General features: G+C 59.6%; 21 protein-coding genes. 11 read left to right on the top strand and 10 right to left on the bottom strand.

What is annotated here, in order from left to right:
• Positions 1-11 precede the first annotated feature (11 nt).
• Genes KKY_RS00775 through KKY_RS00750 form a run of 6 tightly spaced genes read left to right on the top strand, consistent with a single transcriptional unit; the run spans position 12 to position 6,502 of the window.
• Positions 12-1,076, top strand: a complete 1,065-nt coding sequence (locus tag KKY_RS00775) for an ABC transporter ATP-binding protein (RefSeq protein ID WP_014129358.1) — start codon at positions 12-14, stop codon at positions 1,074-1,076.
• Entirely contained in the window at positions 1,076-2,278 is a 1,203-nt protein-coding gene (locus KKY_RS00770; RefSeq protein WP_014129357.1) for a CaiB/BaiF CoA transferase family protein, read from the top strand. Before KKY_RS00775 ends, KKY_RS00770 begins: the two co-directional genes overlap by 1 nt.
• On the top strand, positions 2,275-3,057 hold the full coding sequence (locus KKY_RS00765) for an HpcH/HpaI aldolase/citrate lyase family protein (protein WP_014129356.1): 783 nt from the start codon (positions 2,275-2,277) through the stop codon (positions 3,055-3,057). Before KKY_RS00770 ends, KKY_RS00765 begins: the two co-directional genes overlap by 4 nt.
• A 36-nt stretch (positions 3,058-3,093) precedes the next feature.
• Positions 3,094-4,059 (top strand): alpha/beta hydrolase, encoded by a 966-nt coding sequence (locus KKY_RS00760; protein WP_014129355.1) that lies wholly within the window; start codon positions 3,094-3,096, stop codon positions 4,057-4,059.
• A 58-nt stretch (positions 4,060-4,117) separates the two neighbouring features.
• Positions 4,118-6,094, top strand: a complete 1,977-nt coding sequence (locus KKY_RS00755; protein WP_014129354.1) for an SUMF1/EgtB/PvdO family nonheme iron enzyme — start codon at positions 4,118-4,120, stop codon at positions 6,092-6,094.
• A gap of 15 nt (positions 6,095-6,109) precedes the next feature.
• A complete protein-coding gene (locus tag KKY_RS00750; protein WP_041528502.1) occupies positions 6,110-6,502 on the top strand; it encodes a GFA family protein in 393 nt (130 codons plus the stop codon).
• 53 nt (positions 6,503-6,555) lie between these two features.
• Here KKY_RS00750 and KKY_RS00745 read toward each other — a convergent pair whose 3' ends face one another.
• The gene (locus KKY_RS00745; protein WP_050811607.1) at positions 6,556-8,118 is read right to left on the bottom strand and encodes an AMP-binding protein; all 1,563 of its coding nucleotides are present in this window, start codon (positions 8,116-8,118) and stop codon (positions 6,556-6,558) included.
• Between the two features lie 28 nt (positions 8,119-8,146).
• Complete coding sequence (locus KKY_RS00740; protein WP_041528953.1) at positions 8,147-8,920, bottom strand: enoyl-CoA hydratase/isomerase family protein; 774 nt, start codon at positions 8,918-8,920, stop codon at positions 8,147-8,149.
• A gap of 72 nt (positions 8,921-8,992) precedes the next feature.
• Here KKY_RS00740 and KKY_RS00735 point away from each other — a divergent pair, with 72 nt between their 5' ends.
• Entirely contained in the window at positions 8,993-9,805 is an 813-nt protein-coding gene (locus KKY_RS00735; RefSeq protein ID WP_014129349.1) for an IclR family transcriptional regulator, read from the top strand.
• A gap of 10 nt (positions 9,806-9,815) precedes the next feature.
• On the opposite strand, the gene KKY_RS00730 is transcribed toward KKY_RS00735, so the two are convergent.
• Both KKY_RS00730 and KKY_RS00725 read right to left on the bottom strand, forming a co-directional pair.
• The gene (locus KKY_RS00730) at positions 9,816-10,592 is read right to left on the bottom strand and encodes an enoyl-CoA hydratase/isomerase family protein (RefSeq protein WP_014129348.1); all 777 of its coding nucleotides are present in this window, start codon (positions 10,590-10,592) and stop codon (positions 9,816-9,818) included.
• Between the two features lie 2 nt (positions 10,593-10,594).
• Positions 10,595-11,560 carry a Bug family tripartite tricarboxylate transporter substrate binding protein gene (locus KKY_RS00725; protein ID WP_014129347.1) on the bottom strand — a complete coding sequence of 322 codons (966 nt, stop codon included), beginning with the start codon at positions 11,558-11,560 and terminating at the stop codon, positions 10,595-10,597.
• 178 nt (positions 11,561-11,738) lie between these two features.
• Between KKY_RS00725 and KKY_RS00720 the strand changes: the two genes are divergently transcribed.
• From KKY_RS00720 to KKY_RS00710, 3 genes are read left to right on the top strand one after another with little or no spacing between them, the layout of a single operon-like run.
• The gene (locus KKY_RS00720) at positions 11,739-12,203 is read left to right on the top strand and encodes a tripartite tricarboxylate transporter TctB family protein (protein ID WP_158308040.1); all 465 of its coding nucleotides are present in this window, start codon (positions 11,739-11,741) and stop codon (positions 12,201-12,203) included.
• Between the two features lie 3 nt (positions 12,204-12,206).
• Positions 12,207-13,706: a tripartite tricarboxylate transporter permease gene (locus tag KKY_RS00715; protein WP_014129345.1), complete on the top strand. Its 1,500-nt coding sequence runs from the start codon at positions 12,207-12,209 to the stop codon at positions 13,704-13,706.
• Positions 13,707-13,732: 26 nt separating this feature from the next.
• On the top strand, positions 13,733-14,194 hold the full coding sequence (locus KKY_RS00710) for an Lrp/AsnC ligand binding domain-containing protein (RefSeq protein WP_014129344.1): 462 nt from the start codon (positions 13,733-13,735) through the stop codon (positions 14,192-14,194).
• Positions 14,195-14,273: 79 nt separating this feature from the next.
• On the opposite strand, the gene KKY_RS00705 is transcribed toward KKY_RS00710, so the two are convergent.
• Positions 14,274-15,233 carry a DMT family transporter gene (locus KKY_RS00705; protein ID WP_014129343.1) on the bottom strand — a complete coding sequence of 320 codons (960 nt, stop codon included), beginning with the start codon at positions 15,231-15,233 and terminating at the stop codon, positions 14,274-14,276.
• Between the two features lie 93 nt (positions 15,234-15,326).
• Between KKY_RS00705 and KKY_RS00700 the strand changes: the two genes are divergently transcribed.
• Complete coding sequence (locus KKY_RS00700) at positions 15,327-16,115, top strand: AraC family transcriptional regulator (RefSeq protein WP_014129342.1); 789 nt, start codon at positions 15,327-15,329, stop codon at positions 16,113-16,115.
• 57 nt (positions 16,116-16,172) lie between these two features.
• Here KKY_RS00700 and KKY_RS00695 read toward each other — a convergent pair whose 3' ends face one another.
• From KKY_RS00695 to KKY_RS00675, 5 genes are all read right to left on the bottom strand, one after another.
• Positions 16,173-16,577, bottom strand: coding sequence for a DUF6152 family protein (locus KKY_RS00695; RefSeq protein ID WP_014129339.1), 405 nt, complete (start codon positions 16,575-16,577; stop codon positions 16,173-16,175).
• 58 nt (positions 16,578-16,635) lie between these two features.
• A complete protein-coding gene (locus KKY_RS00690; protein WP_014129341.1) occupies positions 16,636-17,517 on the bottom strand; it encodes a hypothetical protein in 882 nt (293 codons plus the stop codon).
• A gap of 303 nt (positions 17,518-17,820) precedes the next feature.
• Complete coding sequence (locus KKY_RS19320; protein WP_158308039.1) at positions 17,821-18,495, bottom strand: helix-turn-helix domain-containing protein; 675 nt, start codon at positions 18,493-18,495, stop codon at positions 17,821-17,823.
• A gap of 553 nt (positions 18,496-19,048) precedes the next feature.
• Positions 19,049-19,453 (bottom strand): DUF6152 family protein, encoded by a 405-nt coding sequence (locus KKY_RS00680; protein ID WP_014129339.1) that lies wholly within the window; start codon positions 19,451-19,453, stop codon positions 19,049-19,051.
• A 58-nt stretch (positions 19,454-19,511) separates the two neighbouring features.
• Positions 19,512-20,390, bottom strand: a complete 879-nt coding sequence (locus tag KKY_RS00675; RefSeq protein WP_014129338.1) for a hypothetical protein — start codon at positions 20,388-20,390, stop codon at positions 19,512-19,514.
• Positions 20,391-20,497: the final 107 nt, after the last annotated feature.

The following is a 20,497-nucleotide window of genomic DNA, read 5'->3' as shown; positions in this document are numbered from 1 at the left end:
GGAGGATTTCGATGTCCCAGATCACGCTCAGGAATGTCCACAAACGCTACGGTCAGGTGCCCGTGCTCAACGACATCTCCATCGATATCGCGCAAGGTGAATTTGTCGTTCTGGTCGGCCCGTCGGGGTGCGGAAAGTCGACATTGCTGCGCATGATCGCCGGGCTTGAAGACATAACGGGCGGCGATGTCGAAATCGGCGGCAAGGTGGTCAACACCATGCCTGCCAAACAGCGCGATCTCGCCATGGTGTTTCAGTCCTACGCGCTCTATCCGCACATGAAGGTTGCCGACAATATGAGCTTCGCGCTCAAACTCGCTGGCCAGCCCAAGGCCGAGATCGAAGAACGGGTCAAGGTCGCCGCCGACATTCTGGGCCTCGAAAATCTCCTTGACCGCCTGCCCCGCGAGCTATCGGGCGGACAGCGCCAGCGCGTCGCGATGGGACGCGCTATCGTGCGCAATCCCACCGCTTTCCTGTTCGACGAACCGCTGTCGAACCTCGACGCCAAGCTGCGCGTCAAGATGCGCTCGGAAATCAAGAAACTGCACCAACAGCTGGGCAAGACAATGATCTACGTCACCCACGACCAGACCGAAGCCATGACGCTGGCCGACCGTATCGTGGTTCTCCATGATGGTGACATCGCCCAGCTGGGCACGCCGCTCGAGGTCTATCAGGATCCGGCCAATGCGTTCGTTGCCGGTTTTATCGGGTCACCCGAGATCAATCTTCTGGCTGCCAAAACGCTTTGCCCCGGTGCCGCCGAAGTCGAGTTGACGGATGGCACGCGCATGCCGCTCGCCGGTCCGGTGGCGCTCGAAAAAGGCACGCCGGTCACCTATGGCATTCGCCCGCAACATTTCACCGTGTCCGATACCGGCGCCAGAGCGGAAATCGTTCTCGTCGAACCCACCGGCGACAGCCAGGAACTCGTGGTGCGAACCGGGCAGACCGAACTGTCGGTGGTGTTGCATAATCGCGCGATTCATTCGGCCGGGGACATGATCTCGATCGCGCCCGACGCCGAAAAAGCCCTTCTGTTCGACACCAGGACAGGCGCGAGGTTGCGCTGATGGTGCGAAGGTTTGCCCCTGACGCCGGTGGCCCGCTCAAGGGCATAAAGGTCATCGATCTCTCGCGCCTCGTCGCGGGGAACATGACGTCGCTCCAACTGGGTGATTTCGGCGCCGAGGTGATCAAGGTCGAACCGCCCGCCGGCGATCCGTTGCGCGCCTGGAAGGATGGCGGTTCGTCGTTTTTCTGGAAGGTCTATGGGCGCAACAAGCGCTCCATCGCCCTCGATCTGCGCCGGCCGGCAGCCATGGAAGCCCTCTGGTCGCTGATCGACGGCGCCGACGTGCTGATCGAGAATTATCGCCCGGGGACACTCGAAAAGATGGGACTGGGTCCCCAAGCGCTGCATGCGCGCAATCGCGGCCTGATTGTATTGCGTGTGTCGGGCTATGGTCAGACCGGCCCCTATGCCCACCTGCCGGGGTTTGGAACGATTGTTGAAGCGATGAGCGGCTATGCCTATCGCACGGGCTTTGCCGACCGTGAGCCCGTTCTCCCGCCGCTGGCGCTGGCCGACATGATTGCCGGCATCTATGGCGCATCCGCGATCACCACGGCTTTATTGGCGCGGGAAAAAGGGCACGCTCAAGGTCAAGTCATCGACCTCTCGTTGCTCGAGCCTATCTTTTCGGTTCTCGGTCCCGAAGCGGCGATCTTTGCCAAAACCGGGATCGTCAAGGAGCGTGTCGGGTCGGCCTCCAATACATCTTGCCCGCGCAACGTCTATATCTGCTCCGACGGCAAATATCTGGCCCTTTCGGGTTCGACACAGGCGGTCGCTGAACGGATTTTCAGAATCATCGGGCGGCCCGACATGATCGATGACCCGAGGTTTGCAACGAACGCAGACCGCATCAAGAACCGTGATCTCGTCGATGCCGCAATTGGGAGCTGGTTCTCGGCGCGCACCAGCGAAGACGCCCTGGAGATCATGCGCGACGCCGGAGCAACCGTTGGCCCGATCTATTCCATCGCCGATGCCTGCGAGGACACGCACTTCCGTGAGCGCGAGGTGTTTATCGATCTCGAAGATGCCGACTTTGGGTCCCTTCCCATGCACAACATCCTGCCACGCCTTTCGGCGACGCCGGGCGGCTTCTATCGCGCAGCGCCCGAACTCGGAGCCGATGGTGAGGCAATCTTGAGCGAAATCGGGATTGATCCCGCCAGCATCGCCGCTGCACTGGACGTTTCGCAATGAGATTACGCTCACTGCTCTATGTTCCGGCCGACAATGAGCGCTTCATCGCCAAAGCCCATGAGCGCGGCGCCGATGCGATCATTCTCGACCTCGAAGACTCCGTGCGCCCCCAATATCGCGATGCGGCCAGAGAGACCCTTGGTGCCTCCATCCAATCGACCCGGCGAAATGGCGCCAAGGTTTTCGTGCGCATCAATACGGAAAGCGCAATCCAGGACGCCACCGCTGCAGCGGGCGCCGATGGCCTCTACGTCTCCAAGGCCAGCCTCGCCCGGATCGGCGCATTGGCGACCAAATTTCCAAACCTTCCGCTCTTTGCCCTGATCGAAGACCCTTTGGCCCTTCTCGACGTCGCCACCATAGCGGCCCACCCCGCAGTCATCGGCCTTGCCGCCGGCGGCGAAGACCTGGCGACCGCTCTGGGCGCCGTCCCCGATCCCGATGTGCTGCGGACGCCCAAGCTTCTGATCCACTACGCAGCAAAAGCCCACGGAAAGCCCTCGCTCGGACTTTTCCGCTCCATCGCCGATTACACCGACCTGTCGGCCATCGAGGACGCCGCACAGGACGCCCGCCGCCACGGCTTCGACGGCGCAAGCTGCGTCCATCCCTCTGCCGTTCCCATTCTCAACGCCGTATTCACTCCAACATCTAAGGAGATCGACTGGGCTCAACGCGTCCTCGCCGCTGCCCAAGAGACCAAAGCCGGCGCCTTCACAATCGACGGCCGCATGATCGATGCCCCGGTCATCGCCCGCGCCCGCTCGATCCTTTCTTAAACCTGAACCACAGCAAACGCGGAGGAGGCGTTTACTATGTCCAATCCAGCAAAGGGGCTTCTGGTCCCGGTTCTCATCGGCACACTGTGTGTGCCGGCGATGGCGCAAGAGATCAGTGTAGAAACGATCGCCTCGCCCGCTATGGCCGGCGACGATAATCCCGAAACAGAGGATCTAACCTATACCCTCTATCTCCCCGCCGGCTATGAGGCAGAAGGGGATACACGCTATCCAGTTCTCTATCTGTTGCACGGCAGCGGCGGAGAAGCAGACGCGTGGGACGATTTCTGGCCCATACTGAATTCAATGATCGCCGAAGGCACGGTGCCGCCGGTCATCGCCGTTGCGCCGGTCACCGGCAACTCCTATTGGGTGGATTCGGCAACCTTCGGCGCCGCTGAAACCGCCGTCATCGACGATCTGATCCCGCACGTCGATCAAACTCTTGCCACCATCGCCGCACGCGACGGTCGGGCGCTTGTCGGGTTTTCCATGGGCGGCTTTGGCGTCGCACGCTACGGCCTTGCCTACCCGGACCTTTTCACCGCCGCGACGCTGCTCAGCCCAGCCCTTCAACAGGGCCAGCCCCCGGCCACAGCGGGCGCTGTCACCCGCGGCTCGTTTGGCGACCCTTACGAACCGGCCCGCTGGGATGAATTGAACTACCCGGCGCTTATCGGGCCCTACGCCGTCCAGGATTACCGTGTGCCGTTTTTCATTGTCGCGGGTGACGATGACTGGAACCATCTTTCGGAAAAGGAGGACCTTCCCGACGACGCCACCAAATACAACATGGAGGTCCAGGCCGTTGCTTTCTATACAGCGCTGCACCGCGAAAACATCTTCGATGCCGATTTCGAAAAGTGGGAAAGCGTTCCCGCCAGTCCCGCCGAATTGCGCATTGTTGATGGCGGACACGACATGGAGGTCTGGGGACCCGGCTTTAGCGAGGGACTTGCCTACATGTTCGCCAATGGCCTGTCCGCACCCACGGCAAACTGATACAGCGCCCCGGAGTGCGGACGCTCCGGGGTAAAACCCACCCATCTCCCGAGTCTCCATGATCCGTCCCGGCTTTTCTCCGTACATTCCGCGTCCCATCGACGGGCCCGCTGTCGTGCCGCTCGCCCCTGACGCTGATCTCTCTGTCCTTGATGAGGCCAAGATATTTGCCGCGCCCGACGATCCGACGGACTGGCCGGCCTGGCGCGCCGCCATCACGCGCTGGCGGGACGAGGCCCGGCGCCGGATCGGCTATGATCCGCATCGCTACGAGGCGATGGCCGAGCCCGGCCCCCGCATTGTGGAAATGGTCTGGCTGTGGGACGAACGGCTTTACGACTTTACCAGCGGGCGCTTTACCGTCGATGCGTACATCGATGCGGGGGACCTGGAATTTGGCGGCTTCGACGCCGTCGTGCTCTGGAATGCCTACCCGGTTCTCGGCATCGACGCCCGCGACCATTTCTCGTTTTTCGAAGACATTCCCGAACTGCCCGAAGTCGTTGCAAACTTTCAGCGGCGTGGCGTCAAGGTCTATTTCACCTACTACCCCTGGGAGACTGGCTCTGGTCCTGAAGCGATCGAGAGGGTTACCGCCATAGTTGAACGATGCGGTTTTGACGCCGTATTCCTCGATTCCTCAAAGGAAGCCTCAACACGCCTGCGCGCGGCGCTCGATACCATCGATCCACGTCTCCCCATCGAGTGCGAGTCTCGCGTTCCGCTTGCCCAGATCGCCGACCAGACCATGAGTTGGGCACAGTGGTTCGCCGACTCCCAAGTTCCCGGCGTTTTGCGCGCGAAATGGTTCGAACGCCGCCACGAATTGCATCACATTCGCCGCTGGAACCGCTCGCATCTCGACGAACTCCATTCGGCCTGGCTCAATGGCACCGGGGTTCTGGTATGGCCGGTGGTGTTCGGTGTGTGGGTGGGATGGAATCCTCGAGAACGGGCCATTCTCGCCCATATGCGTCGGCTCTATGCCGAAAACGCAGACCATTTCATTTCCGAGAACTGGACGCCGCTGGCGGACCACCCCGGTCCTGACACAAAAATTTACGCTTCGCGCTGGGAAACTCGGGCCGGTCGCCTCTGGACCCTCGTCAATCGCGGCGGCGACTATTGCGGGCCCCTCTTGCTTATCGAACCGAACCGGAAAGAACAGGGGCTTTGGGTCGATCTGGTTTCTGGCGAGGAACTTGCCATCGAGCGGCAGGCAGACGGGCACATTGCACTTTGCGGCCCCATTGCTGCAGGCGCCATTGCCTGCATCGTCAACCGTGCCACCCTGCCCCCGGCAACCGAACCTGACATCGCCTCCGCTTCCTCCGACTTCCCTGCCCGCGTCACAGAGCGTGTCCCGCCCCCTCTCGTGCCGCATGAGATCGCGCCGGAGGGCATGGTTCCCATCGACATTCCGGACGGTCAACTGACGGTGACATACCGGCTGCGTGAAACCGGACTCTATGGCGAAACCCCTTACGTCGACGAGTGGAAGCCGCTGCCACCGCGTCTGCACCAGATTGCTACAATGACGCGCCCGCTTTTCGCGCACCGCATCGCCATTGCACGCGACGAGGTCACCAATGGTCAATTCGCCCAATTTCTGTCCGAAAGCGCCTATCGACCGATTCGCTCGGAACGCTTTCTGGCTCATTGGCAGGATGGGGCGCCGCGCACCGGAACTGAAAACCATCCGGTCACTCACATCGAACTCGACGACGCCCGCGCCTACGCGGCATGGGCCGGGCTGCGCCTACCTACTGAAGACGAATGGCAATTGGCGACGCAACAGGGCCTGCTCAACCGAGCCCACCCTATGATCTGGAACCTGACCGAAAGCGAACACCGTGACGGACGCACCCGGTTTGCAATCCTCAAGGGTGGTTGCGCTCCCCTACCCAAGGTGTCCGACTGGTACGTCGAATCCGGCCCGCTGCCGCCCGAGCGCTCGGTGAAGCTTCTGGCCATGGGAGCGGGTCTTGTCCGCTCACCCATTATCGGTTTTCGTTGTGCCGCAGATATAGGGTGATGATGGAGACGTAGAATGGACCACTTTACCGGTGGATGCCTGTGCGGCAACGTCCGGATTGAAGCGTCGGGTGCGCCGTACCGGGTTGGCATTTGCCATTGTCTGGAGTGCCGCAAGCATCATGGCGCGCTTTTTCATGCGTCCGCGATATTCCCACAGGACGCGGTGACTATCGAGGGTGACACGCGCGAGTATGGGGGCAGGTCCTTTTGTCCCAATTGTGGTTCTTCCGTCTTCTCGCGCAGTGCCGACGAAATCGAAGTGAACCTGGGATCGCTGGACGCCACGGATCAAATGGTGCCGACATACGAACTCTGGACCATCCGCCGCGAGGCCTGGCTGCCCGCGTTTCCGGTCTTGAAACGATACGCGAAAGATCGCGACTCCGATAAGCGTGCCGAGGCATAGGACCGACGGTGGTGGCCAGCATGTGTTGCGACACGCTGGCCCTCATTTTCAGGTCACCTGCGGCTCACCTGGTATCCACTCGCCTCAAGATCCCATACGCCCTGAACCGAGCGGGAAAGTTCATTCTTGCGGATACGCTGGGTGGGCGTCTTGGGAAACTCGTCGATGAATTCCACATAGCGCGGCACCTGGTAATAAGGCATTTGCGGTTCGCAAAATCTTATGAGTTCGAGTGGATCGAAGCTCTTGCCCCCGGCGGGTCGAACGACGATCTTGAGATCATCCTCGCCAAGTTCGCTCGGAACCCCCACAAGCGCGCTTTCGGCGACTGGCCCGAACTTGTTAACCACCTGTTCGACTTCCCAGGCCGAGATATTAACACCGCGTCGGCGCACCATCTCCTTGGTTCGGCCGGCATAGTAGAGATAGCCATCCTCGTCGCGGCGGGCCAGATCGCCGGTATGAAACCACCCATCCTTCATGGCATCGGCGGCGGCCTTTTCGTTACGGAAATAGCCCAGAAACTCCAATCCTGGTTGACGTGCGCGGGCGATCAACTCACCGGCACTTCCAACGGGGACTTCGGTTCCTTTCGCATCGACGGCCTTGATCTCGTAAAGTGAAATTGGAAGTCCACACGAGCCCTTGCGGCCTGTCTTGTTAAGAGTGACGAAGGTAATGAGTTCGGAAAGCCCATATCCTTCCCGCAGTTGAACGCCGAACCGCTCCTGTACCTCATCCCATATTTCGGGCGGACAACCGCCACCCCAGGCGATGCGTACGTTGTGATCGCGCTCCTTTTTGGATGGTTCCTGCTTGAGCAGCAGCGGAAAGACACCTCCGAGATAGTGGATATGGGTGACGCCGTTGTCGCGCACCTGATCCCAGAACCGCGACACGCTGAACCGCTCCACCATGGCAAGTGTGATACCGCCGAGCATCGCGGCTATGGTCACCGCGACACCCGCGCCGTGATGCAGGGGCTCCCAAAGAAGAAACACGTCGCCCTTTTTTGCTTCTGTGAGTTCGAGAATGCAGTGAGGACCAGCCCGCAGGGTGCGATCGGATTTGATGACGCCCTTGGGAGCTCCTGTCGTGCCTGAACTTGGCGTCATTGCCAGCATCTGGTCGGGATCGATCGACACGGTTGGGCAGCTTTCGTCCTCATGGGCGAGCAGCGCGGCAAAGCCGTCTTCGGCACTGTCTTCGAGCGAACGCCACACCGTTTCGGGAGCCGGCATATCAATGAGCAGGTCCTGATAGGCGCGATCGGCGATCAGCAAATGAGGGTCGTAGCTCTTGAAATAGTGCTCGAGCGAAGGCCCCTTGGCATTGACATTGATCGGGACGCGCACCAACCCTGCCTTCATCAAGGCAAAAATAGCCACAATGTGATGGGGATGACTTGGCAGCATCAGCGCGACACGATCACCCGGATTGAGGCCGCGCGCCAAAAGCGCGTTGGCCAATCTGTTCGCCGCGGCGTTGATCTGAGCTACACTCATGTCAACGCCTTCAAAGCGAAGGTAAACCGCATCCGGTTCCTGGCGCGCGCGCGTTTCCATGATGTCGCGGAAGAGGGTGTGGGGGATGGTTTGGATTTCGACTTCAGCCATGGTCTTTAAAATGTTGGGTTCGGGGGAATCAGCCGCGTTTGCGCGCAGCCCGTTCAGCAAAAAAACGTTCCATCATTATCGCTGGCTCGCCGGACCCGTAGGCGGCCTTCTGCGCCTCCGCGCCGGCCGCGAGACACTCGCGAAAGCTCGCTTCGGTAAGTTCGCGGAAGCGCTGTTTGTTGAGTTTCATGGCGACGGGCGGCTTGCTGGCCAGTTCGGCCGCAAGTGTCATGGCGGAGGGCAACACCTGATCGGCCGGGACCACACGGCTGACGAGCCCGAAGGCGAGAGCCTCCTCCGCATCAAGCATTCTGCCTGTGAGTGTGAGGTCGATGGTACGCGCGAGGCCAATTCTATCCAGCATCAGCCAGGGACCGGTAACGCTGGGAATTCCCGAATTGATTTCGGGCTGGCCCACCCGGACGCCGGGATGGGCAATACGCAGATCGGCGAGAAGAGCGACCTGGAAGGCCGAGCCGGCGGCGACCCCGTTGAGCGCAGCGATGATCGGCTTGTCGAGATTGCGAATGGCGCCGTAAAGTCTCTCCCATTCGCCCATCCAATCGACAGCCCTTTCGGCGTCGAAGGCCTGGGTTTCGCTCAAATCCTGCCCGGCCCCGAAAGCCCGGTCACCGGCGCCGGTCAGAACGATCGCACCAACTTCGGACGCAGCACCGGCAGCCTCCAACGCGGCGACCAGTTCGTCTCGCATCGGGCGATGCCATGCATTGAGCATGTCGGGACGATTGAGCGTTATCACCCGTATCGCTCCATGATCTTGCGTTAGTATAAAGCTATCCATGGATCTTTCTCTATTGTATTGGCATGCAATATGTGGTATTGCTATTTTTGATTCATTTGAAGGACATGTCAATTGGTAGAAAAATCCACCGGGCGTTCGAATGCGGACGATGAGATCGAAAACGGCCATAATGACGTGCTTATGGTCGGATCGGTAGAAAAGGCCTTCCGCATCCTGTCCGCGTTCACGAACGGAAAGACTTCGTTCAGTCTGACCGAGTTCACAACCGCGGTCGGAATGAACAAGAGCGCCGTCCAGCGCTTCACCCACACGCTCGAACGGCTCGGCTACCTGGTCAAGGATCCCGCGACCAAACGCTACCAGCTTTCGGTACGCATGCTCGAGTTGGCTGCTGCCTATGTATCTTCAAATACGCTCATCAACAGGGTGATGCCCTATCTGATGCATCTGAACAAAACGACCGACGAAACGGTCAGCCTCAGCGTGCTCGATGGAGACAGTATCGTTTTCGTCTCCCGTTTTCTCAGCCGCAACGTCCTCCATACGGACGTGGTCAATGGCAAGCGCCTGCCAGCCTATTGCACCGCACCGGGCCGGGCGATGCTTTCCGCACTGCCGAGGTCCCAAGCAATGGCAATTCTCGAAGGCAGCGAGCGGCGTCAGTTCACACCGGCGACGATCTTCGAGATCGGCGCATTGATCGACGAACTCGACGCCGCTGTCAGTCGGGGCTTTGCGACTGCGGCAAGTGAAATCTATCTGGGCGACATTTCAATAGCCTCGCCTATCCTCGACCACGAGGGCCATCCGATCGGCGCCATCAACATCGCCGTCCCAGAGGCGCGATATTCGCGCGATCAGGCGGTAGCCAAATTCGGCCCGCTGGTCGCCGCGGCCGCCCGTTCGTCTTCGCTCAACGGTTAACAATGACGGCCTATTGGCCGCGGAACACCGGGGGCCGTTTATCGAGAAAGGCCTGGCGACCCTCATTGCGATCCATTGAGGATTTGATCGCCTCGATCATTGCGTCGATTTCGGGGCGCTGCTGTTCCAGCCGACCATCGAGAACCGCGTTGACGGCGCGCTTCATGGCATGGACGACAAGTGGCGCACGGCTGGAGATGGCGTCGGCCATATCGAGCGCTCCGGCCAGCGGGTCATCGGCAAGCCTGGCAAAGCCCGCGCGATCGGCAGTCTCCCCATCCATCGGATCGCCCAGCATCAGGATAGCTGAAGCCTCCCTGGCTCCCAAGAGCCGAACCAAACGGGCGCAGAGTTCGAGGGGATAATAGTCGCCGATCCTGGCCACGGGCACCGCGAATTTGGCATCGGGCGCCGCGATCCGGAAATCGCAATGCAGTGCTATGGACATGCCGGCGCCCATACAGGCCCCATTGATGGCAGCGATGACCGGGAAGGGCGCCTCGTCCAATCTGGCATAAACGCGTGCAATCAGATCGGCATAGGCACGCGCACGCGCACCACCGAGCTTAAGTTCGGACTCCTTGAGATCGTCGCCGGCACAGAAATGGCCGTGTGCGCCACCAATGACCATGCAGCGCATTTCCGTGTCGGCAGAAAGCATTTCAACGCAATCCCCCAACGCCTGCCACGCCGGCCCGTGCAATGCATTGCGCCGCTCGGGCCGGTCGATGGTGACGTGAGCGATGGCGGCGTGCCTGCGAACTGAAATTCCGGTCGCCGTATCCAATTTCACTCCGCGGTCAGGTCCGTATTTTTGACGCGAGTGTACCACTTCTCGACATCGGCCAGAAACATATCCTGAGCAGATTCGACGCCGCCCTCGACAGGAAGAATACCGCGCTCTTCAAGTGCAGTCGTGAATTCGGAGTCCTCGACAACAGCCGAAAGCGCCTCTGAAAGCGCTGCTTTGACATCTTCTGAAAGTCCGACGGGGGCAAGCAGACCGTAAAGCGAGACCACGTCGAAGCCTTCGATACCCGCCTCTGGCGCGCTGGGCACGTCGGGAAGGCTGTCGATGCGGCTGTCAAGGGCGACCACCAGCGGGGTGACAGCCCCCGCATCTATATGGGGCAATGCCGTGGGCACGGTCGCCACCATCATTGGCAGCCGGTCGGCAACAACGTCGGTCATTGCGGGCGCCGCTCCTGTATAAGGGACGTGCAACGCTTCAAAGCCGGCGATGCCGGCGAGAAGCTCGGCGCCCAAATGTTCGGCCGATCCAACGCCGCTCGACCCATAGGCCAAAGCGTCGCCCTGCTCGAGAGCATAAGCCAGGAACTCATCGAAATTGGCAGCGGGAGTTTGCGCCGAGGAAACAAGCAGGAACGGCACGAGACCGACCATGCCGACGCCTTCGAGATCCTCGTCCAGATTGTACCCGGCCGTATCGGGTTGCAGGGCCGAAGTGATTGCACTGCTGGTGACCGAGGTCATCAATAGCGTGTACCCATCCGCTTCAGAGCTGGCGACGGCCTGTGCGCCGATGTTGCCCGACGCGCCGGCCCGATTTTCCACGACGAACTGCTGACCGAGTTCCTCTGAAAGCTGCTGGGCGAGTACCCGACCGAGATAATCGACTGCCCCACCTGCATTATAGGGAACTATGACCCGTACGGGCTTTTCAGGATAGCCTTGCGCCAGAGCCGGGGTGACCAGCAGACTCGCGAGGCCCAGAGCCAGAATTGGCTTATACATTGCGATCTCCCTTTGTATTACAATACAATATTTAACATTGCATTGTTATGCTAAGCTGAATTTTGCGTCGGCGTCAACGTCGATAGCGGAGCCGAGAAAATTGCCTCGCACGTCTTGACGCAGATGTCCGAATTGTTACAATCGATATTGTTATCCAATAACTCATATCGTTTTTATGATGACCCAATTTCGCTTGGATTTCAGGGCCGATCCGACCGACATTGCCGCGGGCGCAGCGATAATTGTCGCTTGCTCGGCCTTTGCAGTGGGAGGCTGGATTTACGGCATCGGCACGATATCGCGCATGGGGCCAGGTTTCTTCCCCTTTTCCGCAGCGATGATCGGGCTCGTGCTTGGTGGCATCATTGTGGCCGTCGCACTGGTTGCGCCGGCAAAGGAGACGCCAGCGGTAATGTATCGGCCGCTGCTGTTCATCTCCGCTGCCTTTGTCGCTTTCGCAGCGTCAATCGACATTGCCGGCCTGCTCCCGGCAACCTTTTTCGCCGTCGCGCTCGCCGCTCTTGCCGATAAGCGTACCAAACCCTGGGAGGCGTGCGGGCTGGCTCTCTCCATGGCCGCATTCACCTGGCTGATCTTTATCGTGCTTCTGGATCTGCCGATTTCCCCGATTGGAGGAACCTGACACATGGAGCTTCTGGGAAACCTTGCCGGCGGCTTTGCAGGAGCGGTTACACCGGTCAACCTGTTTTATTGTTTCATCGGGGTCGCATTTGGAACCTTCGTGGGGGTATTGCCGGGTATCGGCTCGATGGTCGGGATCACGGTGCTTTTGCCCCTGACCTTCTATCTCGACCCCGCCGCTGCGCTCATCATGCTGGCGGGCATATACTATGGAGGTGAGTACGGCGGCTCGATCGCCTCCATCCTCATCAATATGCCCGGCAGCGCGTCGACGGCAGTCACCTGCATCGACGGCAACCAGATGACGAAAAATGGCCGGGCCGGCGTCGCCTTAAGCGCGACAGCCATAGCGTCATTCGTCGGAGGCTCGATCGGGATCGTGCTGCTGACGCTCTTTTCGCCTCTGCTCGCCGCGTTCTCTCTTCGGTTCGGCCCCGCGGACTATTTCGCGGTGATGGCCTTCGGCCTCATCGCTTCGACCACGATCGGCGACGGTTCGGCAATCAAGAAGGTCGGCGCGGTCATTCTCGGCATCCTGCTCGGGACGGTGGGCACCGATGTCAACACGGGCATCCAGAGGTTCACTTTTGGCGAACTCAATCTCTATGACGGCATCAGCCTCGTCATTCTGGCAATGGGGCTTTTCGGAATTGCCGAAGTGATGAGTTCTGCAGCGTCGAACAACCACGCCGACGTCAGGCAAAAGGTGCGGCTGCGTGACATGATACCCACACGCCAGGACGTGCGCGATGGCGCCATGCCAACCGCCCGCGGCTCATTGCTCGGCTCAGCTCTCGGCGCGCTGCCGGGCACAGGGCCCACCATTGCGGCCTTCATGGCCTATATGACCGAGAAGCAGATCAGCAGGCATCCGGAACGGTTCGGAACAGGCACCATCGAGGGCGTTGTCGGCCCGGAGTCGGCCAACAACGCGGCCGCCCAGACAGCTTTCATCCCCACGCTGACGCTTGGAATTCCCGGCAGCGCCACGATGGCGTTGATCCTTGGAGCGCTCATGATCCACGGCATACCGCCTGGACCCAAACTCATGACCGAACACGCTGATCTGTTCTGGGTGATGGTCGCAAGCTTCTGGATCGGCAATCTGATGTTGCTGGTTCTCAATATCCCAATGGTGGGAATCTGGGTTCGCCTGCTTTCAATCCCCTACCGGCTGCTTTTTCCCTGCATCGTCGGCCTGGTCTGTGTGGGCGTCTACAGCGTCAAACTATCGGCGTTCGACGTGGGGTTGGTGCTCGCCATCGGCATTGCTGGATACGGAATGAGGCTGACGCGCATTTCGGCCGCTCCGCTCCTGATGGGCTTTATTCTCGGCCCGCTGATGGAGGAACATCTGCGCCGCGCCATGTTGCTCTCCCGTGGCGAGCTGTCCGTCTTCATCCACGAACCGATCAGCGCCACCGTGCTGTTGGCCGCCGGCCTATTGTTGGCATGGACGGGCTGGAGCGCATTTAGGCAGCGCCGCCTTTCGCAAAATTTTTAAACGGCTTCTCCCCTGGGAACACGGAAATGACCACTATCGACCGAATTGACCGCCGCATCCTGATGGAGCTTCAGTACGACGGCCGCATCACCAACGCCGAGCTCGCACAGCGGGTCGGGTTGGCGCCCACCTCAATGAGCGACCGGATGCGAAGGCTGCAGAAACAGGGATATATAAAGGGGTTCAAGGCCGTTCTGGATCCTGAGCAGATGGGTCTGGGGCTGCTCGTTTTCATCGAGGTTTCGCTCGACAAGACGACACCGGACAACTTTCAGAAATTCGCCAACGCGGTCCGCAAGCAGCCCGAGGTCCTTGAGTGCCACATGGTGGCAGGCGGCTTCGATTATCTGGTCAAGGCCCGCCTCCACGACATGGCACGCTATCGCGTATTTCTCAGCGATGTCCTGCTTTCACTTCCCGGCGTCAAGGAAAGCCACACCTATCCGGTAATCGAAGAGGTCAAGGACGACGGCATCCTGCCGATCTAGATTCGTTGATGTTCGATGCAACCAAAGCGAGAGCTGCACGCCCTTGCCGCGTTTCCAGCATGAAGACCTGCGGCAGGTCTCAGCCCCGCGGCGCCTGGACAGACGGTCCTTTTCGAGTGTCCGGCATTGTGCGCCGAGTCGCCAGCCACTCACTGCCATTGACCAGCACCATGCCGGACAAAACCAGCGCAGCGCCGGCAACAAATGAGGGTTCGAGACTTTCCCCCAGCAGTAACGCGCCCAACACGACACCAAACAGCGGCGACATGAAAGTGAGGACGCCCAGTCGGGATACCATGTAGCGCCGCAACATCCAGAACCAGACAAGGAAACTGGCAACCGAAACCACGAGCGTTTGAAAACCCATGCTCATGACCACCAATGGCGTTGGATCAATGCCCACCTGGCCCGTAATCAGCGCATAGAGCATGAGCCCTCCAAAAGCCGCCAGCAGTTGATAAAACAGAGTTTGGGTCGGTGGCGCCGCTCCCAGTCGGGTTGCCCGCAAAGCGACTGTGGTAAAGCCCCATGCCGCACCTGCCAGAAGTCCCAGGCTATCTCCCAGCAGCATTGCAGGCCCAATGGACGAACGGCCACGGAGGAGTTCGGGACCAACAAAGATCACGGCGACGCCGGCGAAGGCCAATCCGATGCCGGCCCACTGAACGGAATTGAGTTTTTCTTCCGGCACGACCAGATGCAGGCCGATGGCGGCGAAAATCGGGGCCGTGTAGAGAAAAACAGCAATATGGGAGGCCGTAGTCCATCTCAGACCCTCGGCGACGAGCAGATATTCCAAGGCAAACAAGGTTCCGACCAAAAGCCCGGGTCCCAGCGCAACGCCTTGGATCCAGCGTTCGCGAAGGAACAGCTTGCTGACAAGCAGTACGAGCACTGCGGCAATGCCGGAGCGCAGGCCGATCTGAAAGACCGGTGCGATGTTGTCTGCGACCGCCTTGATGGAGACCTGTTGCATTCCCCAAACCAGGCAAAGCGACACCATAGCGATAATGGCTGTTCCGTCGATTTGCCGCCGCATAGGCCCACCTCACCGTTAATTGTCAGCAAGGCTCTATCGTGTTCATATCGCAACATATAGCGCGAACCTGCCAATCGATAGCGGAGGACAGACATGAGTGCTCATCAACACCGGCATTTGCGACACCCGCCCTTTACCGACCATCTTCCGCGTCCGGTGTTCTTCAGGGTCGAGCACATGCCCGCCAACGCCACCTATCCCCCGATGAAGCACCCCTGGGGCGAGTTCGTCTATTCACTGAGCGGGATTACGGAGGTATCGATCGGGCCACTCAATTTTCTGACGCCACCCCATCTGGGACTATGGATTCCGCCTGAAACCGCCCATATCGGCTTCAATTACCGCGAAACGGTGCATTGCTCGGTCTATATTGCGCGGGAACTTTGCGCCGGCCTGCCCGCAACGCCTTGTGCGTTGATGATCTCTGCCCTGTTGCGGGCAATGATCGATCATCTGGCGCAACTTGACGAAGCCCAACTGAGCGGGCCGGCGGGAGCGCGGCTCTTGCGTGTCTTGGTCGATCTTGTTGCCACGTGCCCGACGACAGGCAGCTACATTCCCGATACGCAGGACGCAGATCTGAAACAGGTCCTTCTCGCACTCCGCGAAAATCCGGCCGACAACAGAACCGTGTCCGAACTCGCCGCGGCCTTTGCGATGGGCGAACGCACATTGATGCGCCGCTGCCAAAGTGAACTGGGAATGTCGCTCTCGGAATGGCGGCAACGCCTGCGCGTCATTGCGGCGCTGCCCAGATTGCGATCCGGCGAGAGCGTCGAAACGGTGGCGCTCGATCTTGGCTATGCGACATCGTCAGCTTTCATCGCCATGTTCAAGCGACTAACCGGCATGCCACCACGTCGTTTCATAGAAAGCGATTAGAAACGGCCGGGTCTGGCTGTGCGGACCCGGCCGGGGGATTGGCGCGTGCGGGTGCGATCAATCGTCTTCGGGAGGAAGGATCTCGGTGCCGTCGGCAAGCGTGGCCGAAAGGAAATCACCGCCCGTGCGGCCGTCCTTGAGCGGATGGATGACCACGGTGACCTCGTCGCCTTCCTTGAAGCTGTCGATGGTCAGCCCGCGCTCGGAGTTCAGGCTTATGCCCTGAAACTCGACAACCCAGTTCTGCACATTGCCCGACGAGGCGGTCACCGCCAGGTCGAGATAGGAATGCGGGTTGGTCCACAGGAACTGGTTGACCGTTCCCGTTATGGTGCGCTCATTGCCATGGGTGTAATCGAACATGGCGTTCGAGTGGTGGGCAAAGGCCGCGGTTGCGCCGGCGAAGACCAGGCCTCCGACAGTCAGCGAGGCGAGTGCCCGGGTCAGTTTGGTTGTGTTCATTTCAAATCCTTTCTCGCAACTCAAAGTGTGCGGCGCCTGGCCGGCGCCGCGCTGATGCTCATTCTTCGGCGAATTCGAGTGCCATGCCGCCCGGGCCGGTCAGAAGTTGCTCGCCGGTTTCCGGATCCGGGATGTAGCGCTGGCCGACGCCGGTGATGCACGGATCGCTCGGACGGCCGATATCGCCTTCGGGATCACGCGATGCCGTGAAAGATTCCGTATAGGGTTCGGTGAAGCGCTCTTCGTCCATGAAGGTAATCTCCACGGTCATCTCGTCGGCCGAGACGGGGGTCCAGCGCTCAATCACCCAGAAATTGTCCGATTTGGGCGTGTTGGGCGAAATCGCAGAGTTGGGGCCCGTGATGTTGCGGGTCTCAATCACCAGGGTATCGCCTTCAAAGTGCCCCACCGAGTCACCCCAGAAGGTATAGTCATATGTCTCGCGCTCGGGCATCTCGCGACCATCGAGCCAGACGGTGCGGACTTGCTCGGGACTGTTGAGAAGATACCAGCGGTCTCCCCGCGGATCGGGCAGAAGCGTGAAATTGTCACGCGCGTCGTCCGGCATACCCTGCGGATAACAAAGCGCGTTCGGATCGTAGGTCGAACGGCCCTCGCCAAGATTGGCCACCACCTCGTCGTGGAAGGCACGCGCTTCCTCAGTCAGCGGGAACGGCGTCTTGGGCTCGATGCCGGCGTTGTAGGCCTCCTGGCTCTCATAGCAGTTGAAGTACGCGCTGAAGCAGCCCTCGTTTGTTTCGACGTCCCATTCGCCAATGACATATTGGGGCAGAAACTCGGCCCAGGCCTCTGGAATGTCCGTGGACATTTCTTCGGATTGCGCGAGCGCGCCACTCATAGGGATGGTGACGGCCAACAATGTTGCCAGCGCCGCTGTCTTGAGCCCAGTCACCCCTCGTGAACCGGAAATATTGCTCATCTTACATTTACTCCCCTTGTTTGCAGAACTGGCCGCAACCGGACAAAGCAGCGACCAGACACAAACATCCTATGGAGAGAGCAGCGGAACCAAAGTAGGAATATGGGCGACAATCTTGTGAAGATTACGGTTGCAAGATATATTCTCGTATAAGCTGCAATTATTCTTCCAAAACGCCGTTAAACCTGAATTCTATTTCAACTTTTCTCCAATCGTCGATGCAATAAGCAACGTGCTGGGAGGCGAGCCGGCACGGCGCCACCCTGACCAGGGATGGCGAACGAAGATGGGTTGTCTAGAGAACTAGAGCGAACGAATTTTTCGTTGACGGCGATAGACTGCCGGTGTCGTGCCGCAATGCTCGCGAAAACGTCGCGTCAAATGCTCCTGATGGGAGAACCCGCACTCAAGGGCGATGTGGGAGATCGGCAGGTTGGAGAGAGAGAGAAGGCGCTTTGCCCGCTCGATCCGCAACTTCACGAAGTAGTTGTATGGGGAATCGTTGATTGCCGATTTGAAGATGCGTCCGAGCTTGTAGGGACCGACCCCCGCCATCGATGCAATTTCCTGGACCGATATGGGACGCTCGATGTTTTCGAGCATGTATTCGGTTGCTTTGGCAAAGGCGGCATCGTCGGCACTGAGCGCGTATGCCGCTTTTCTTTCGGGTGCATCCGAATTTGTGGAAACGAGATGCGCAGCCATGGCGCGCAACAGGTGCGTAAGAAAGGCAATTTGAGCCCCTCCCCCATCACGCGCATCAAGAATGGAATGGACGACTGATATCATCTTTTGCAGCACACAGTCATTTTCTACTCGACCAGGGCGGATAGCCATCTCGCCCGGCAGCCCGGAAATCAGTTCGGACGTCACACCGAGAACGGTGGGGCGATTAAGATAAACGAACGAAACGGGCTCTCCCGTGTCAAATGGAAGGTCTTGCGCTGAGTTGACGCCCGCCGCGACCGAAATGGTCAAAGGGCCGCCACTTTCGAGTTGAGCATCCGACCAGATCAACCAGCATCCGCGATCGTCGGTCGTACCAGCCTTCTGTCTGGCCTTGCCCTCATCGAGACCAAGGTGATCGAACCACTCGGTGCGTCCGACGACCCCGGCGCTGGCGACAATCGTCTGACCCAATCGCGCGATGGTCATTGGCATGGGCAGCGCCACGGCTCCGATGCCGTGTCTCGTTGAGCGACGCATTGGCGAATAGCTGAACTCCAGACCAGACACGTATCCACCTCCTCAGACGGCACTTTCAACCACCGAGGATATGTCTAGCCCACCGTACATCCATGGAATATTTGGGCGTTAACGCCGTCGTTTGAACGTCAACCCTTCTCATTTCACATAAAGAAATCGACATCGTACGAGACCGAACACGCTGTGCTGGAATCCGGTATCCGCAGGAGTTCCGATGGGACCTCCGCGGGCGTGGGAACGATCGAAACATTGTCGGCTGAGAACAAAGAAGCGGCCGGGTCTGGCTGTGCGGACCCGGCCGGGGGATTGGCGCGTGCGGGTGCGATCAATCGTCTTCGGGAGGAAGGATCTCGGTGCCGTCGGCAAGCGTGGCCGAAAGGAAATCACCGCCCGTGCGGCCGTCCTTGAGCGGATGGATGACCACGGTGACCTCGTCGCCTTCCTTGAAGCTGTCGATGGTCAGCCCGCGCTCGGAGTTCAGGCTTATGCCCTGAAACTCGACAACCCAGTTCTGCACATTGCCCGACGAGGCGGTCACCGCCAGGTCGAGATAGGAGTGTGGGTTGGTCCACAGGAACTGGTTGACCGTTCCCGTTATGGTGCGCTCATTGCCATGGGTGTAATCGAACATGGCGTTCGAGTGGTGGGCAAAGGCCGCGGTTGCGCCGGCGAAGACCAGGCCTCCGACGGTCAGCGAGGCGAGTGCCCGGGTCAGTTTGGTTGTGTTCATTTCAAATCCTTTCTCGCAACTCAAAGTGTGCGGCGCCCGGCCGGCGCCGCGCCGATGCTCATTCTTCGGCGAATTCGAGTGCCATGCCGCCCGGGCCGGTCAGAAGTTGCTCGCCGGTTTCCGGATCCGGGATGTAGCGCTGGCCGACGCCGGTGATGCACGGATCGCTCGGACGACCGGTTTCGCCTCCGGCATTGCGCCGAACCTGATAGGTTTCAGTGAAGGGTTCGGTGAAGCGCTCTTCATCCATGAACGTTATTTCGGCGGTGAACTCGTCGGCCGAGACGGGGGTCCAGCGCTCGATCACCCAGAAATTGTCCGATTTGGGCGTATTGGGTGAAATCGCCGTGTTTTCTCCCACCATGTTGCGGGTCTCGATCACTAGCGTATCGCCTTCAAAGTGCCCCACCGAGTCACCATAGAATGTATAGTCGTAGGGCTCGACATCGGGCATCTCGCGACCATCGAGCCAGATTGTGCGGAACTCGTTGCCGTTAAGGACCAGATACCAGCGATCTCCGGTTGGGCCCGGGGCCAGTTTGAAATTGGAGCGCGCGATGTCCGGCATGCCGGAGGGATAGCAGAGCGCATTGGGATCGAAGATCGAACGGCCTTCATTGAGGTTAGCGATAACTTCCTCATGGAAGGCGCGCGCTTCCTCGGTCAGTGGGAACGGATTTTTCGGTTCGATGCCGGCGTTGTAGTCTTCCTGGCTGCCGTAACAGCCCCAATAGAAGCGGAAACACCCCTCCGGATGTACAAACCCCCAGGTCCCCTCCACCCATTGCGGCAGAACTTCAGCGAAGGCCTCAGGTACGGCTTCGAGGGCGCGATCGGACTGGGCCAGCGCCCCAGCAGACGGTGCCAAAGCCAGCACCGCTATGGAAAGTAGCACGGCCTTCAGCTTCGCTGCCGTCCGTGCACCGGAAATATTCATTGTCTAACTCCCCTTGGGTCTTGGAAGGCGACCGACCGACACCAAATGCCGCACCGATCGGCGCTCCTACGAAATTTAGGGGTTAAAATATCGATCCTGAACCCAAT

Source organism: Pelagibacterium halotolerans B2 (genome assembly GCF_000230555.1).
Classification (GTDB): Bacteria; Pseudomonadota; Alphaproteobacteria; order Rhizobiales; family Devosiaceae; genus Pelagibacterium; species Pelagibacterium halotolerans.
The sequence above is the reverse complement of the archived record's forward strand: the minus strand, read 5'-3'. Positions and strand labels throughout refer to the sequence as shown.

What these genes read in the sequence shown, in the direction of transcription:
- KKY_RS00740 (WP_041528953.1), bottom strand. Translation starts at nt 8,920, where the DNA reads ATGGATAGCTTTATACTAACGCAAGATCATGGAGCGATACGGGTGATA.
- KKY_RS00725 (WP_014129347.1), bottom strand. Translation starts at nt 11,560, where the DNA reads ATGTATAAGCCAATTCTGGCTCTGGGCCTCGCGAGTCTGCTGGTCACC.
- KKY_RS00765 (WP_014129356.1), top strand. Translation starts at nt 2,275, where the DNA reads ATGAGATTACGCTCACTGCTCTATGTTCCGGCCGACAATGAGCGCTTC.
- KKY_RS00705 (WP_014129343.1), bottom strand. Translation starts at nt 15,233, where the DNA reads ATGCGGCGGCAAATCGACGGAACAGCCATTATCGCTATGGTGTCGCTT.
- KKY_RS00690 (WP_014129341.1), bottom strand. Translation starts at nt 17,517, where the DNA reads ATGAGCAATATTTCCGGTTCACGAGGGGTGACTGGGCTCAAGACAGCG.
- KKY_RS00710 (WP_014129344.1), top strand. Translation starts at nt 13,733, where the DNA reads ATGACCACTATCGACCGAATTGACCGCCGCATCCTGATGGAGCTTCAG.
- KKY_RS00775 (WP_014129358.1), top strand. Translation starts at nt 12, where the DNA reads ATGTCCCAGATCACGCTCAGGAATGTCCACAAACGCTACGGTCAGGTG.
- KKY_RS00755 (WP_014129354.1), top strand. Translation starts at nt 4,118, where the DNA reads ATGATCCGTCCCGGCTTTTCTCCGTACATTCCGCGTCCCATCGACGGG.
- KKY_RS00770 (WP_014129357.1), top strand. Translation starts at nt 1,076, where the DNA reads ATGGTGCGAAGGTTTGCCCCTGACGCCGGTGGCCCGCTCAAGGGCATA.
- KKY_RS00745 (WP_050811607.1), bottom strand. Translation starts at nt 8,118, where the DNA reads ATGGCTGAAGTCGAAATCCAAACCATCCCCCACACCCTCTTCCGCGAC.
- KKY_RS00715 (WP_014129345.1), top strand. Translation starts at nt 12,207, where the DNA reads ATGGAGCTTCTGGGAAACCTTGCCGGCGGCTTTGCAGGAGCGGTTACA.
- KKY_RS00675 (WP_014129338.1), bottom strand. Translation starts at nt 20,390, where the DNA reads ATGAATATTTCCGGTGCACGGACGGCAGCGAAGCTGAAGGCCGTGCTA.
- KKY_RS00720 (WP_158308040.1), top strand. Translation starts at nt 11,739, where the DNA reads ATGACCCAATTTCGCTTGGATTTCAGGGCCGATCCGACCGACATTGCC.
- KKY_RS00750 (WP_041528502.1), top strand. Translation starts at nt 6,110, where the DNA reads ATGGACCACTTTACCGGTGGATGCCTGTGCGGCAACGTCCGGATTGAA.
- KKY_RS00695 (WP_014129339.1), bottom strand. Translation starts at nt 16,577, where the DNA reads ATGAACACAACCAAACTGACCCGGGCACTCGCCTCGCTGACTGTCGGA.
- KKY_RS00700 (WP_014129342.1), top strand. Translation starts at nt 15,327, where the DNA reads ATGAGTGCTCATCAACACCGGCATTTGCGACACCCGCCCTTTACCGAC.
- KKY_RS00760 (WP_014129355.1), top strand. Translation starts at nt 3,094, where the DNA reads ATGTCCAATCCAGCAAAGGGGCTTCTGGTCCCGGTTCTCATCGGCACA.
- KKY_RS00680 (WP_014129339.1), bottom strand. Translation starts at nt 19,453, where the DNA reads ATGAACACAACCAAACTGACCCGGGCACTCGCCTCGCTGACCGTCGGA.